Source organism: Microcystis aeruginosa FD4, assembly GCF_009792235.1.
In the GTDB taxonomy this organism is placed as follows: domain Bacteria; phylum Cyanobacteriota; class Cyanobacteriia; order Cyanobacteriales; family Microcystaceae; genus Microcystis; species Microcystis viridis.
The window spans coordinates 424569-439256 of sequence record NZ_CP046973.1 but is presented as its reverse complement, the minus strand read 5'-3'; the positions used below and the strand labels follow the sequence as shown (position 1 = coordinate 439256).

The 14688-nt window shown below is 42.5% G+C and carries 14 protein-coding genes; 3 read left to right on the top strand and 11 right to left on the bottom strand.

Features of this window, described 5'->3' with window-relative positions; genetic code table 11:
• Positions 1–3: 3 nt before the first annotated feature.
• The 11 genes from GQR42_RS02165 to GQR42_RS02110 form a co-directional block, all read right to left on the bottom strand.
• Complete coding sequence (locus tag GQR42_RS02165; RefSeq protein ID WP_002774811.1) at positions 4–633, bottom strand: DUF1294 domain-containing protein; 630 nt, start codon at positions 631–633, stop codon at positions 4–6.
• A 453-nt stretch (positions 634–1086) separates the two neighbouring features.
• Complete coding sequence (locus GQR42_RS02160; protein ID WP_233271230.1) at positions 1087–1341, bottom strand: hypothetical protein; 255 nt, start codon at positions 1339–1341, stop codon at positions 1087–1089.
• A gap of 120 nt (positions 1342–1461) precedes the next feature.
• Positions 1462–1734 (bottom strand): hypothetical protein, encoded by a 273-nt coding sequence (locus tag GQR42_RS02155; RefSeq protein WP_158198728.1) that lies wholly within the window; start codon positions 1732–1734, stop codon positions 1462–1464.
• A 441-nt stretch (positions 1735–2175) separates the two neighbouring features.
• Entirely contained in the window at positions 2176–3033 is an 858-nt protein-coding gene (locus GQR42_RS02150; protein WP_158198727.1) for a hypothetical protein, read from the bottom strand.
• Positions 3034–3518: 485 nt separating this feature from the next.
• On the bottom strand, positions 3519–3914 hold the full coding sequence (locus GQR42_RS02145; protein ID WP_158198726.1) for a DUF5615 family PIN-like protein: 396 nt from the start codon (positions 3912–3914) through the stop codon (positions 3519–3521).
• A complete protein-coding gene (locus GQR42_RS02140; RefSeq protein ID WP_158198725.1) occupies positions 3911–4285 on the bottom strand; it encodes a DUF433 domain-containing protein in 375 nt (124 codons plus the stop codon). Before GQR42_RS02140 ends, GQR42_RS02145 begins: the two co-directional genes overlap by 4 nt.
• A 1569-nt stretch (positions 4286–5854) precedes the next feature.
• Positions 5855–6319 (bottom strand): DUF29 domain-containing protein, encoded by a 465-nt coding sequence (locus GQR42_RS02130; RefSeq protein ID WP_158198724.1) that lies wholly within the window; start codon positions 6317–6319, stop codon positions 5855–5857.
• 16 nt (positions 6320–6335) lie between these two features.
• Entirely contained in the window at positions 6336–6794 is a 459-nt protein-coding gene (locus GQR42_RS02125; RefSeq protein WP_104395919.1) for a DUF29 domain-containing protein, read from the bottom strand.
• Positions 6795–6810: 16 nt separating this feature from the next.
• Positions 6811–7269, bottom strand: coding sequence for a DUF29 domain-containing protein (locus GQR42_RS02120; protein ID WP_158198723.1), 459 nt, complete (start codon positions 7267–7269; stop codon positions 6811–6813).
• A gap of 43 nt (positions 7270–7312) precedes the next feature.
• Positions 7313–8296 carry a protein-methionine-sulfoxide reductase catalytic subunit MsrP gene (gene msrP, locus GQR42_RS02115; RefSeq protein ID WP_158198722.1) on the bottom strand — a complete coding sequence of 328 codons (984 nt, stop codon included), beginning with the start codon at positions 8294–8296 and terminating at the stop codon, positions 7313–7315.
• Between the two features lie 85 nt (positions 8297–8381).
• Positions 8382–9767: a cytochrome P450 gene (locus GQR42_RS02110; protein WP_158202337.1), complete on the bottom strand. Its 1386-nt coding sequence runs from the start codon at positions 9765–9767 to the stop codon at positions 8382–8384.
• A 263-nt stretch (positions 9768–10030) separates the two neighbouring features.
• Between GQR42_RS02110 and GQR42_RS02105 the strand changes: the two genes are divergently transcribed.
• The 3 genes from GQR42_RS02105 (at position 10031) to GQR42_RS02095 (ending at position 14633) form a co-directional block, all read left to right on the top strand.
• Positions 10031–10786 (top strand): TVP38/TMEM64 family protein, encoded by a 756-nt coding sequence (locus GQR42_RS02105; RefSeq protein ID WP_158198721.1) that lies wholly within the window; start codon positions 10031–10033, stop codon positions 10784–10786.
• A gap of 226 nt (positions 10787–11012) precedes the next feature.
• On the top strand, positions 11013–12560 hold the full coding sequence (locus GQR42_RS02100) for a mercuric reductase (RefSeq protein WP_158198720.1): 1548 nt from the start codon (positions 11013–11015) through the stop codon (positions 12558–12560).
• A 738-nt stretch (positions 12561–13298) separates the two neighbouring features.
• A complete protein-coding gene (locus tag GQR42_RS02095) occupies positions 13299–14633 on the top strand; it encodes an AAA-like domain-containing protein (RefSeq protein WP_158198719.1) in 1335 nt (444 codons plus the stop codon).
• The last annotated feature ends 55 nt before the right edge of the window (positions 14634–14688 follow it).

The window sequence follows — 14688 nt, the reverse complement described above, 5'->3', positions numbered from 1 at the left end:
ACCTCATAGCGTTCCTCCCAAAAACAGCCAAAACAGCCATACAACAGAATGAATGATCACGATCGCCCAAAAAGTGACTTGATAAGACTCTTTCTGACATTTATGGCCCAATATTCGCTGGGCAATAAACCCACCCAACCATCCACCCGCAAGTTCACACAGATGTAGCGTTTGTTCAGAAGTTCGCCAATCCTTTCGTTTAGCACGAGATTTATCATCTGCGTATAGAGCGTAAGTCACTAAACTCATTACGGGATAAAGAATCAGTGGAATGGGATTGCGTGTCGTCCATGTAAAATGAATAGCTCCAACCAAAGGCAGAAGCGACAACAGAACTACCTCAACTATCGGAAAGCTTGAAATGATGGCATCAGAGGGTTTAGTTCGACTACTTGAAGGTGCTGACTTGTTTCTTGCTCCCAGAATAAATGCGTTGTAAGCTCGAACTTTGCCATCTGAGTCAACTATGCACTGGTAATAAATCGTGTCGTTTTCTTGTGGACGACGGGTTGCATCTTTAACTTCAGAAATATGCAAAAAAACTTCTTGACTCCCATCAACGGGTTGAATAAAACCAAATCCACGCTCATCTTTCCATTTTGTAAGCTTTCCACTGCGGAGACCGGATTGCATAAAAAATCTCAATAACGAAAACTTTGTGATTCTAAAAATCACCTTCAAGGACAGCCACAACCAAAAAACGAAGCAGCCTAACTACATATTATAGGTCAACTTTCTGTATAACACTCTCCAGAGTAACGATATGTAGAAACTTTCGGTATATCACGCCCAAAAGCGTGTTAGCCAGATTAGCATATTGCCAAAAACCTTGTTTAACTAAATTCCTGACAATTAGGCTCATTCTAGCGATGATTCCTCTGTCTGACCGCACCCCTTGACAAAAATTTACAATTATTCGACCTTTAGCGATCGCTATCGGGAGATAGTTGTTTTTTGTTACAGCAGTTTGGATTCGCAGTTAATCATGCTATTAAAAACCGATTCAGTATAACGGCTAAGTTGAGCGGCGGCAGATAACCTGTAATTTTTGTAGGTATTTTTTGTGAAGTCGGCTCCAACACAGTGTTAGCCGGCAGTTACTTTGCGGATTTCTACGCTGCCTTCTTCAAACACTTGAACCGTGAGTTGATAGCCTTCCATTAATAACATTCCAACTAGAGGTTCCGAATCAGCTTCATCAATTGGTATGGTTAAATAATCTCCGTCCCAAATTACGACAGCTTCATAGACATTAAAAACGCATTCGCTACCATCACCAAGAATAGCACGTCCTCGTCTTTTCCATTTCAGGTTTAGCTGATCGATTAGGTCTGGTGGCAATGAAAGCCAACCATTAAAACCTGTATCAACGATCGCATCTTGCGCGTAAATATTTCCTTCAGAGTCACAAGATCGAAAGTGAAATAATCGCCTCAAAATCCGCGTTAACGATTCCTGCGATCATACTAATCTCTTTGTCCGTCCACCAAATCGGCGAACATAGCGAGAACCGACTCGAACAATCCAGATTTGAGCATCTGGGTGACGAGCTTCGAGTCTATTGCAAGCAGATATTTCACGCGCATCAATTTCAAAGTCGCCAGTTTCAAGGTCAATTGCTACAATTTTGCCCTGATTACCCAATTCGACCTGTGGGCGTATTTGCGTTTGATAAATCAGATCGCCTCGTTGGGCAAATTCTTCTTTGCTATAGCGGGGTTGACGGATTGTCATTGGCTTGACCCTGTGGCAACTTTTGCCCTCTATTTTAACCTAAACATCGGAAATCTTCGCTAACATTCCCCAACTAGGCCCACAAGAGCGGCATCGCACTTTAACCCACAGTTTCAATCAATGGGCATGGTGCGTTCCCCAAAATCGATCGCTGGAGCAGTAGAACTGGTATTGATATCGGGAAGTTGTGACCCTAGAACACTTAAACTGATTACTAGGGGAGATACGTCACCGAAGGCGAAAGATACACCAGAGGCGGCGATCTATGCGTGAGTTCGTGCTATCATAAAAGCTAATTGGCTCTTCTCGACTTTGTGTGATAATTTTTGCTTATGGAATTGTGAAATACTTATCAGACAAGACTTTTAGCGCTATTTTGCGGAAGAAACTATCAGTATAGACCTCGTTTCCACACAGAAACCAGAAGAGCCGCTAATTTTTTTAAGAAAGTCCTCTAGATATTCGTTTAAATTTTCTTTCTAGTTCATTGTTAAATGTATTCAATCCCTGTTTCATATCTTTTTCAAATTCTCGAAATGTATTATTTTTAGTATATTCAATTTGATTTTTGAGTTGCTGTGTTGTTGATAGCAATCCTCTAGAAACATCTAAAGCATTAATCGGTGTACCTACAAAATCAGCATCAAATTTTAAATCTATTAACTGTAATAGCATATAACCTAATTGAGTCGCGCAAATTGGATCATCTGTTGCTATATATTGCCTATTACTTGAGAATTTTGGCTCACAATCACACGGACCAATAAGTCCTAAAGTAATTAGATTATCTAAATAATGGTCAAACATCGCTTTTTTTTGTAAATCATCATTATCAAAAATACGTCCGTGTATATTCATAAAATCTCGAAGTTTTTCTGCTTCATATTGACTTAAAGCATGATATTGAAGAAGGAGAACTTCTGTATCATTAATTTTTTCTAAAATTTCTAAAAGTCTTTTAGACTGGATACGATCAAAATCTTCCTCTTTTAATCCCTTTTCTAAAACCGAAGCTAAATATTCAAGCCTTTCTTGACTGGTCGCTCGGACGGACTGCAATAATACATCTTCAAAAATATCGATAAAGTCTGTTGATTGAAATTTTTGTTTTAATTCTTGCTCGGATATATTAAAGACTCTAGAGGCAAGAATATTTAGCAAAGTCTCAATTCGCTCTTGTCGTTGATTAGGAATTGCAAAATTTAGTAGTTCTACGGTTAACCCTCCTATCACTGGAATTGCACTAACCAAACCTTTAGCATAGGCTAGTGCAAATTCTTGAACATCTGTGTCTTTCATATTTTTACTGTCCTAATCTTTTTTTAGACTTTTAATTTGTCAGAGTTGCCAGATCATTATAGCAAAAATAAACTCTATGTATCTGGCATACCTGACAGGGGGACAAGAAATAAGTCTCCTTATCTAAAGACGGATCAATGACTTTATAAAAATCTTTCAATATGGTGCTAGGGTCAATTTTCATGGTTATATAGTTATAGTGATGAATACAATATTAGCATATTGCCAAAAACCTTGTTTAACTAAATTCCTGACAATTTTAGGCTCATTCTAGGGATGATTCTTCGATCTCACCGCACCCCTTGACAAAAATTTACAATTATTCGACCTTTAGCGATCGCTATCGGGAGATAGTTGTTTTTTGTTACAGCAGTGGGGAGAAGGGAGCGGGTTTTTCAAGAGGGATTGGCAGTTAATCATGCTATAACGAACCCGTTATGCCGTGTCCCTACAGATAGACTTCAACGGCTCTAGCATTCGGCGCGTCACGGAATGAAAATGCGTCTTGCGCCTTGATAATCTTCAATATCAACTACAATATCAACCAAACGATTAACGCAACGATCGCGATAATCTGGCTCGGCAAGTAGTCGCTCAATATTAGCGATTGTCACAACAGGTAATGATGTGGGGGTATTTTCCTCCCGCATCACTTGCTCCAGAGAATCTTTGCCTTTCATACTTCGGTTAGCGGTGATCAGGATCATCTGATTGGCTTGGGCATACCGCCAAACAACGCGATCATCGCTCGTGACAGCTAACCCAACTTCTTCAAACAGAATAAAACGAATCGAGATCAAGTCAAGCCAACCACTGGCAGCAAGTCTCCCGGCGAGGACAACAGAATGCCCTCGTAAGTTATGATCAACTAGAAAATTCATGCCCGTGATGCCAACTTGGCTTTTTCCGCTTGAAGTTTGGCTCGAATGGCTTCTGTGCCTGGTTTTGGCGGCTTAGCAGCACTTCGAGCCACTCGCTCACGATTTTGCTCTTCATAATATTGTCGGAGTTCTTCAGCTTCTTTGAGAACTTGCTGGTACTCAGCCTCTACATCCGCACGATTAGCCTCAATATAAGCCAGGGCAGTGTTAATTTGCTCTTCCGTCAGATCAAATAATCCCTGAATGAACTTAGGTGGATATTGAGCAGTCACATAATCCATCACATCGTAGAGGGTGATGCGGGTTCCTGCGATTGTCAGTCCTCGCTCTGTACGAATGATAGCGGTTTGTTTATTTGATGCGAGCGTCATAGCTATAGTCTCAGTGTTTCACCATCTCATTCCATATTACCGCATGAAAAAGCAAGGTGAGCAAACGCCCACCCTGACTACTAATTCGCAAGCTCTTTAATCCTCAACCCAGACTTTCAAAATGTATTTCAGCCTCGTTCCTGCATCTAGCCAGTAGTGAACTCCAATATCTGGCAATTCGGCGTTGTCAAGTTTGAAGATGATGGCGCATCAGAGCAGACTTGAAAACGCTTTAAGAGTAAGGCTCTCGTTGTGTCGCAATTCATTCTTCATATTCTGATCTGACAACGCCCTTTTGCTTGATTCATCTTTACACCTGACAACGCCAAATCGATCGCTGGAGCAGTAGGAGCCACATTAGGGAACGCACCCTACGGCGATTGCGTACTGCTACGCAGTGCCTTCGGCATCGCACTGCCATGTCTAGGAGCAAAGTGACGCTCGCGGCATCGGCAGCTGCAACGATCGGTTAGCCAGCGGTTACACAGGTAGCCAGGTATCCCGGTTTGGCAATGGGCCAGCCAACTTGCAGCGGGCAACAGGCGTCAGTGGATCAACGAGACCCTTGGTCTTATCTGACATGATAGAGTTGCCGAAGTTCATAACGTCGCAAGGCAGGAATGACCCGTGCACCCACTCAGAAATCGATCGCAGGTCCCCAACGGGAGGATATCGCCACGTCGGATTCCGACGCCATTGGGACGCTCCCGCCTGTGCGTAAAGGGAGTGATCGAATTGCGCCACGGGATGAACGCTTCCATCATGGACGTGGGCAGTCGGGAAGAAAAGGGCCGTTGAATTCCGCGTCCTAAACGACAATGCCATGGGATGGATCCGCATGTCTCCAGATCGAAGCTGAAAGACGGCAAAACCAAAGTCACTGTAAAGCGGCAGCTGTTTCCAAACATCCTCTGGAAGGCGAAATCGAAGATCAAGTCTGTGAAAATCCGCGAGTGCGGGTACGAACGAAGCGTCAAACGCGCCAACTCGATGAACCATGAGATTTTTAGGACTCGCTCCCGCGAAAGCGACGCCTTTGCTACGCACTTCCAGCATCGGGAAGCATCGATCCATGTCGCGAAAAAAGCCGTCGTAACCAGAAAGGTTTACGAAACTTACTTGGTCCGTACTCGGCAATTGAGTTGGCAACGGGAGGATCATCGCCACGTCGGATTCCGACGTTAGGCGCATCTCATACACTAAGTGCTGACGGTCGCCATTCAGGCGAGCGTAGATCTTCGTGTTGGACACCTGTTGAACGTCGTGAGAAAAGATACACATTGGATTGCGTCTGCCTAACTACATATTATGCGGAAACTTTCTGTATAACACTCTATTTAGGCGCGATTGCAAGAACTTTTCCCTATATCACACCCAAAAGCGTGTTAGCCAGATTAGCTGCCAAAAACCTTGTTTAACTAAATTCCTGACAATTAGGCTCATTCTAGCGATGATTCCTATATCTGACCGCACCCCTTGACAAAAACTTACAATTATTCGACCTTTAGCGATCGCTATCGGGGGATAGTTGTTTTTTGTTACAGCAGTATGGAGCAGTCTAACTGATGGCTATATTTCCAGATTATCGCCCGCAGGAAACCAATCTTCATCGAGAATTTGTTCAAGGGAACCAATGGCAATAGCGGGGAAAGTATCGAGGGGTAATTGAGAGCGATCACTGGCATTTTTTCGGGCTGAAAGATAACATTCATCGAAAATTTCTAAAAGATAGGGTTTCAGACTAGGACTATCTTTAAGTTCATCTAATATATCGAGACGAAAAGTTCTAATCTCTCCCTTCCAGTGACCTTCGTTTCTCTCTCTTTCTGCTGTCCAATATTTGAGTTTAAGTAAATGTTCTAATAATCGGGTTAACAGACTTTTGATTGTGCGTTTTTCACTTCTCCCCATACTTGCTAATTCCTCTAGTAAATTCTCTAAATCTACCCGCTCAAACTGTCTCGCTTGCAGTTGATTAATAGTAGTTCTAATCCAGAGATAAAAGTCTTCTTCGTACATGGTTTTATTATCCATAATTTACCTCTATATATTACTCGTGGTCATTAGTGGGAAACCAATCTTCATCGAGAATTTGTTCAAGGGAACCAATGGGAATAGGGGGGAAAGTATCAAGAGGTAATTGAGTTCTAACTTGAGCCTCTTTTCTAGCAAATTGATAGCATTCCTCAAAGATTTCCAGAATATAGGGTTTTAAACTAGGGCTATCTTTAATTTCTTCGATTATTTGTCGGCGAAAGTTGATAATTTCCCCTTTCCAGTGACCCTCATTTCTAGATTTTTCTCCTGTCCAGTAAGTTAGTTTCAGCAAATGTACCAGTAATTGAATCAAAAGATTTTCGATTTTGCGCTTTTCACTCCTTCCCATACTTGCTAACTCCTCCAGTAAATTCTCTAAATCTACCCGCTCAAACTGTCTCGCTTGCAGTTGATTAATAGTGGTTCTAATCCAGAGATAAAAGTCTTGTTCGTACAGAGTTTTATTGTCCATAATTGACCTCTAGATATTACTCATGGTTATTACTGGGAAACCAATCTTCATCGAGAATTTGTTCAAGGGAACCAAGGGGAATAGCGGGGAAAGTATCGAGGGGTAATTGAGAGCGATCACTAGCATCTTTTCTAGCAAATTGATAGCATTCCTCAAAGATTTCCAAAAGATAGGGTTTGAGACTAGGGCTATCTTTAACTTCTTTGATTATTTGTCGGCGAAAGTTTCTAATTTCCCCTTTCCAGTGACCCTCATTTCTAGCTTTTTCTCCTGTCCAGTAGGTTAGTTTCAGCAAATGTACCAGTAATTGAATCAAAAGATTTTCGATTTTGCGCTTTTCACTCCTTCCCATACTTGCTAACTCCTCCAGTAAATTCTCTAAATCTACCCGCTCAAACTGTCTCGCTTGCAGTTGATTAATAGTGGTTCTAATCCAGAGATAAAAGTCTTGTTCGTACAGAGTTTTATTTTCCATAAATACTCACTTAAACTAAATAAAACGGGGATAATCATAAAACTTAACTATACAAACTAGCCACATATTCACCGTAGCCATTATAGGGCAAAGTTTCGATAATTTCCCAAGATAAATCACTGCTACTGCCGATAAATTTCTCCGTTGCTTGCGACCAACGGGGATGGGGTTTACTGGGGTTTACATTAGCCTCAAAATCGTATTCGTGAGCGTCAATTGTGTTCCAGTAGGTGGCGGGTTGTTTGGCGGTAAATTCAATTTTTACTATCGATTTTGCTCCTTTAAAACCGTATTTCCAAGGAATAACCATTCGCAAGGGTGCGCCCTGTTGTTTCGGTAAATCATGCCCGAAAATTCCCACGGCAAAGAAAGCTAATTCGTTGGCCATTTCTTCAATTCTTAAACCTTCTGCATAGGGCCAGGGTAAGGCTCCTAAATGTAATCCTGGCCCCTTAGTAATTTCGGGATCATAAAAGGAAGTAAAACGGACGAATTTAGCTTCTGGTTTTGGTTCCACTGCCGCGATTAAAGCACTCATGGGAAAACCCAGCCAAGGTAACACCATTGACCAAGCTTCCACACAACGAAAACGATAGATTCTTTCTTCGAGAGAAAAGGTTTTTTTAATAGTATCTATATCGTAGGTTTGGGGATTTTTTACCAATCCTCCCACTTCTACCGTCCAGGGATTCGTGGGTAATTTCTGCGCTTTTAACCAGATATTTTTGCCCCCTCCGAACTCATAAAAATTGTTATATCTCCCCGCTACAGTTTCGGCAACTATGGGGCGATTTACCGTTAAAAACTGCGGATTTTTGCTGAACCCTTCAATTTTAGGTAATTGCAAACTTTCTTCTAAAGCTTCCGAGGAGGAGGATTTACCACAACCAGTTAATAACAGTGAACTCCCCGCAATTCCTGCTCCGATTAACCCCTGTAAAAAGCGACGACGGTTAAAATAAACACTTTCAGAAGTAACTTCATTTTCGGAAATTTGCCAAGATTTAGCTAAACGAATTAAGACCATAATTATCCCCAATTTTATTGACAAAAAAACAGAGTTATGATAGAGGATACCACAACTCTGATTGTACAATAGTTTGTCAGTTTTGTTAAGAAATTTCGGCGAGCATCGGGGCAGTCACCAGAGGTTCCCGTCGTCCTTTTAAGACCATGGGAACTCCTCGCGAGGGAGCAAGGGTGACACCGCGGCGGCTGGGTTTTTCGGGGGTATTATTAACTAGAGTTAGCTGATAATTGGCCAAAATTGTGGCGATAGCGATTTTCATCTCGTAGATAGCTAAAACTTCCCCGATACAACGACGCGCTCCACCACCAAAAGGTATATATTCGTAGGGGGTGAATTGTTGTTCTAAAAAGCGTTCTGGTTTAAAAGTATGGGAATCGGGGAAAGTTTGCTCGCGGTGATGAGCTAGATAAATACAACCCATAAGAATTGTCCCTTTTTCTAAAGAATAACCATCTAGTTCTACCGGTTCTTCCACTGCTCGCGGAAAAGTTAACATTCCCACGGGATGAATGCGTAAAGTTTCCGAACAAACCGCCGAAAGATAGGGTAATCGAGTTATATCAATGGGGTTAGGATTATCTCCTAAAGTGGCTATTTCTTGGATAATTTTTGCTTTAATTTCTGGGTAGCGATGGGTCCAGTATAGCACCCAAGACATAGCAGTGGCCGTGGTTTCATGACCTGCGAATAATAAGGTCATTAATTCATCGCGCAATTCCTTATCACTCATCGGGTTGCCTTCTTCATCTTGGGCCGACATCAGTAGTGATAAAATATCGGTGCGATTGGTGTTAGGATTAGCTTTTCTTTCGGCAATTTCTGTATAGATAATATCATCAATTTTTTCTTGGGAACGCTGGTATTTTCCCCAGGGACTCCAGGAACCAAAATCAGCCCGCAAAATGGGGAAAAATAGCAAAGAAGCCATCACCGGAGAGTTAAAAATATCGAGCATTTCAGCCAGAATTTTTTTCAGGGTTTGATAACGTTCCCCTTGACTAATTCCAAAAACTGCCTCCATAATTACTTGTAAAGCAATCGCTGTGGTTGCTGAACGGGCTTTTAAAGGTTGATTCTGGGGCAATTCTGCCATTACTCTCAGGGTAATATCGCGGATTAAATCGCCGTAGAAACGCATTCTTTCCCCGTGAAAAGGTGGCAATAAAAGCTGACGGCGTTTTTTGTGGATGTCTCCGTCTAACATGACGACGGAATAATCACCAATAATCGGGGCAATAATCCGATTGGCTTCCCCCGGGGCCGAGAATTGTTTACGGTCATTAGTTAAAAGCTGTTGTAGGGCTGCAGGACTACTGACAAAGATAAAATTATCTACAGTTAAACCCACTTTCGTGCTAAAAATATCGCCATGGTTGCGGGCGGCATTTTCCATAAAAGCTACAGGATTAATGATCCATTGTGCCATTTGCAGGAAGGTGGGGGCTTTGACCTTGGGGATGATTTTCATAGATTGATTGCTATATCCAATGCTAATTATTTCTAATTGTGACATTTTTTCCCCAGAGACGGCAAGGTGTAATATCAAGTAAACAGCAAAAATTACTGGGCTGTTGCTCGTCCTATCTTCTCAGAAAGACTGGGATTTTCTGGGAATTTTCAGGATTGGCTTTCTGGTCTAAACAATGATAACTAGGGTAGAATAGCCCCCAGTTCTATTTAATTCGCTTCTGTAGTTTAATCTCTCTTTTATTCTCTTTTTAGGGACTTGTGATGATTATTTCCCAGTCCAGCAACTGGAAAAAGCTGGTTATTTGCCGTTATTTGCCGCTGCTAATCGCCTTTAGCGGTACTTTTCTCCTGACTACTCCCCCCGCTTTTGCCCTCCAATCCAGTGCCTCCACCGGTTTTAATCCTCAAACTATTCTTTTCAATGCCTTAACTTGGGTGGATAGTTTGGGAGGCGTGGGAGCGATCGCGTTTATAATTATCTATATTCTAGCTACTGTGGCCTTTTTTCCAGGTTCAATCCTGACTTTCGGGGCTGGTGTGGTTTTTGGCCTGGTTTTAGGCTCTTTTTACGTCTTTATCGGGGCAACTATCGGCTCTACTGTCGCTTTTCTGGTGGGACGTTATCTGGCTAGAGGTTGGGTCGCGGAAAAAATTCAAGGTAATAATAAATTTCAAGCTATCGATGAAGCTGTGGGGAAAGAAGGCTTAAAAATAGTGCTTTTAACCCGGTTATCTCCCATATTTCCTTTTAATCTGCTCAATTATGCCTATGGTGTCACCGGGGTTTCCCTGAAAGATTATCTACTAGGTTCCGCAGGCATGATTCCGGGGACAATAATGTATGTCTATATTGGCTCTTTAGCCGGCAATCTTGCCACTATCGGGACCTCGGCACCAGCCACTAACCCAGTTTTACAATGGACTATTCGCCTGATCGGTTTTATCGCTACCGTTGCTGTCACCCTCTACGTCACAAAAATTGCCCGTCAGGCCCTGGCATCAGTTATCAGTGAATAGTCATCAGTTATCAGTCAGAGGTTGGGGAAGTGGGGGAATGGGGAAGTGGGGGAATGGGGAAGTGGGGGAATGGGGAAGTGGGGAAGTGGGGAAATTGAACTAAAACCCCAAAACCCCAAAACCCCAAAACCTAAAACCTAAAACCTATCTCCCGACTCCTGACTCCTATCTCCTGACTCCCCAAAACGAAAACTTCGTATCTCACCATTAAGATAACTACTTTATTATGTTTCAAAATAGCTCCAGTGAAGTTAATGTTCTCCCCATGGACGAACATAATCAAAAATTAGTTAATTATGTTCATCCTGCCGATTGGCTCAATCCACAACCCCAAGATTGTTATGATTTAGTCGTCATTGGTGCGGGTACTGCGGGTTTAGTCGTAGCGGCTGGTGCTGCGGGTTTAGATATAGGTTTAAAAGTGGCTTTAGTGGAAAAACATCTCATGGGGGGAGATTGCCTCAATTTCGGTTGTATTCCTTCTAAATGTCTGATTCGTTCCTCTAGAATTATCGGGGAAATTGAGAAAGCCAAAAAATTAGGAATTAATATTGGGGATACTAGGGTAGATTTTGCTGGAGTCATGACCAGAATGCGGCAAATTCGCGCCGATATTAGCCCTCATGATTCGGTGCAACGTTTCCAAAAACTAGGTATCGATGTCTTCTTGGGTAGCGCTCGTTTTTTAGGACAAAATGCCGTGGCAGTGGCGGGAAAAACTCTCGCTTATAAAAAAGCTGTCATTGCCACTGGTGCTAGGGCTTTTCATCCCGATATCCCCGGACTAAAAGAAGCGGGATTTTATACCAATGAAACAATTTTTTCCCTCACAGAATTACCTCCTCGATTAGCTGTTATCGGTGGCGGGCCGCTTGGTTGTGAATTAGCCCAAGCTTTTCAACGGTTAGGCGCGCAGGTGATTTTATTTCATAATCATTCCCATCTTTTGAATAAAGAAGACCAAGAAGCAGCCGAAATTATTGAGAATACTTTGCTGCGGGAAGGAATGCAATTAATTCTCTCCTGCCAAATTGAACGGGTGACAAAAAATGAGCAGGGTAAAACCATTGAATATACTAGCAACGGTCAAGGAGCAACTATCCCCGTTGACGAGATTTTAGTCGCTGCTGGCCGGGAGCCTAATGTGTCAGGATTAAATTTAGAAGCGGTGGCTGTGGAATACGATACTCGTCGGGGAGTCAAAGTTAATGATTATCTGCAAACTACTAACCCGAAAATTTATGCGGCCGGTGATATCTGTATGGATTGGAAATTTACCCATGCCGCCGATGCAGCCGCCCGTATTGTGATTAAAAATACTCTCTTTTCTCCCTTCGGTTTCGGACGCAATAAGCTCAGTAATTTAGTTATGCCTTGGGTCACTTATACCAACCCAGAAATCGCCCGTGTGGGTATGGATGAAAAGCAAGCACAGACCCGGGGATTGGCCACTAATACTATTAAAATTCCTTTGAGTATAGTCGATCGAGCTATCACTGATGGCGAAACAGCAGGTTTTTTTAAAATTATTCACAAACAAGGTTCCGACCAAATTTTAGGAGCCACTATCGTCGCCAGCCACGCCGGGGAGATGATTTCCGAAATTACCACCGCTATGGTTGCTAAAATCGGACTGAGTAAACTCTCTACTGTTATTCATCCCTATCCCACCCAAGCGGAAGCAATTAAAAAGGCCGCCGATGCCTATCGTCGAACTCTCTTGACTCCTAATAGTAAAAAACTCTTGGAATTGTTGACTAAATTATCTGGTTAAAATCAGTGATCAGTGATCAGTTATCAGTGTTGAGTTTTCAGTGAACAGTAAGCTAAGACGCATGAGTTTTCTTTTCACTGATTACTGGTTACTGGTTACTGATAACTGAAAATACTCCCCAACTCCCTCTCTGCAATAACTACTCCTGCATACTTTGTGCTTTTTGTCAAAAAAACTTTTTTTTTGCAATAAAACTACACAAAAAAAAGATCATCGTTGTGGGTGAAATTGACTAATTTACCCGTCTTAATCAGGATTACCTTCTAGGTGTGGCAAGGGTTTCAACCATTGCTGCCCAAAAAAGCACAAAATAACCCACTATGAAATTCTATCAAATCGCTGTAACTATTGTAACATCGTTGTTAAATAAAAATCTTTCTCAATTAATTCTTAAGAATTTATAAATATTGCGGAATGTTAATTTAAATATTCTCAAGCTTGTGGAGTCTATAGATAATTTTTGCTTATGTTTGTCGAAAAATAGAACTCCTGCAAAAATCCAACATCTACCATTGGGTTAGAAGTGAGGAGACAGGAGTCAGGAGATAGGAGTCAGGAGTCAGGAGTCAGGAGATAGGAGATAGGAGATAGGAGATAGGTTTTAGGTGTTGGGGTTTTGGGGTTTTGGGGTTTTAGGGTTTTAGTTCAATTTCCCCATTCCCCCACCTCCCCACCTCCCCACTTCCCCACACCCCACTTCATAATTCATAATTCATAATTCATAATTCCCCAATTCTTATGAGAGATTCCCGATCGAGCCGTCTAAGAGTACAACAACATTGCCTCAATCAAGTTAAATTAGCCGTGAAAAAGCAGGGCTTTAGCAGTCAACGCTCCTTAGCGAAAGAAGCTGAATTTAGTCTGGCTATTGTCAGCAACTTCCTGACGGGGAAACCAGTAGAACAAGCCACTTTTGAACAAATTTGTCGTCGATTATGCCTCGACTGGCAAGAAATCGCCGCCCTGAATTTTGAGCTAACAGCAGCCCCTCAAGACAAAATTCCGGTTAATTCCGCAGCCAAGAGCGAAAAATTGGACACATTACCCCCCTATCCTAATGGGGCAGTTCCCCTTGGTTCCCCATTTTATTTAGAACGTCTTCCCCTCGAAGAACAGATAAGGCAGGAAATCAAGAAACCGGGGGCTTTAGTGCGGATAAAAGCCCCGAAAGAAATGGGCAAAACATCCCTACTTTTGAGAATGCTCGATTTTGCTAAACAGCAAGGCTACCGCACGGTGAGTTTGAACTTAGAACAGGTAGACCAGGCCATTTTGAGTGATTTAAACCAATTTTTGCGCTGGTTGTGTGCCAATGCCGCCCGTCAACTACAGTTAAAACCGCAATTAGATGAGTATTGGGATGAGGATTTAGGCAGCAAGGTTAGCTGTACGGTCTACATTCAAGACTATCTGCTGGAATCGATTACCGCCCCCATTGTCCTCGCCCTCGATGAACTTAATCAGATGTTTGAACATCCCCAAGTGGCCAAGGATTTTTTACCGCTGCTGCGTTCTTGGTACGAGGAAGCCAAAACCCTACCTATTTGGCAAAAACTCCGTCTTATCGTCGTCCATTCCACAGAAATTTATGTCCCCCTGCAACTCAATCAATCCCCCTTTAACGTCGGATTCCCCGCACAGCTAAGTCATTTTAGTCTTGAGGAGGTATTGCAATTAGCCCAACGTTATCAACTCACCTGGGAAAATCAGGAAAAAGTCAAACAATTGATGGAGCTAGTAGGAGGACATCCAGCTTTGGTACAAACTGCCCTCTACTATCTCAGTCGGGGGGAAATAACCATGACGCAAATACTAACCAGTGCCACCTCCGTCACGGGGATTTATGCCCATCACCTGCGACGCCATTGGGCGGTATTAGAACAACAGCCTGAACTAGCGAAAGCCCTCGATAGAGTGATGAGCGCGGTGGAACCGGTACAATTAGACCCAATTATCGCTTATAAACTCAGCAGTATGGGGCTACTCAAACAATCGGGAGATAAAGTGGTACCAGGCTATGAATTGTATCGACGCTATTTTTTAGAGGTGAAATCCTCTATCAGTTATCAGTAAACAGTAATCAGTTATCAGTGAGGGTGTGGGGTGTGGTAAGAACAAAGCTGCCTTC